1 protein-coding gene and 1 pseudogene are annotated in these 690 nt (G+C 64.6%); both read right to left on the reverse strand.

Annotation, left to right across the window (positions count from 1 at the left end; genetic code table 11):
- Positions 1 to 308: pseudogene (locus AC1D15_RS35740) on the reverse strand (hypothetical protein); the annotation flags it as partial.
- On the reverse strand, positions 305 to 690 hold a 386-nt coding region (locus AC1D15_RS35745), incomplete at its 5' end, for a TRAP transporter large permease subunit (RefSeq protein WP_477829820.1). The pseudogene AC1D15_RS35740 and the gene AC1D15_RS35745, both read right to left, overlap by 4 nt.

Here is a 690-nt window from a genome sequence, read left to right on the forward strand (position 1 = left end):
ATGTAGATCAGCTTGGCCTGCCCCACGTCGGCCCAGCGCACGCGCTTGGTCCACATCCACGTCTGCTCGATCACGCGCGCATCGATGCGGATGCGGCTCTTCAGCACCCAGTAGTTCGTCACCAGCAGCACCAGCAGGCCGCCGGCCACCAGCAGCTTCGCGCTGATGGAGGCATTGCGCAGCGCTGCCTGGTCGAGCGCCAGCGCGCCGGCCGCGAACACCGCGGCGGTGAGGGCCGTCAGCAGCAGCTTCACGAACGGCGGAAAGGCCGGGCCCTCCGCCGCCACCAGCGGCTCGCTCTCGCTCACTTCTTCTCTTCCGGCTTCTTCTCGTCGGGGGACGGCGACGCGTTCTTGAACAGGTCGTCGAGGTTCTCGTCCTTCGAGCGGTAGGTGTCGCCGTCAGGCATCTCGATCTTCACCTTGTCGACGTCGACCTTCACTTCCTTGTCGAGGAAGACCGTCACCGTCTGCGGGAAGAGGATCACGATCACCACCAGCAGGATCTGCAGCAGCACCCACGGGATCGAGCCGAGGTAGATGTCGCTCGACAGCACCTTGCGCGGCAGCGACCCCTGCTTGAACAGCGTGTCGGCGATGCTGCGCAGGTAGAACAGCGCAAAGCCGAACGGCGGGTGCATGAAGCTCGTCTGCATGTTCACGCACAGCAGCACGCCGAACCAGATCATGT

It is taken from the genome of Rhizobacter sp. P2_H2 (assembly GCF_056403375.1).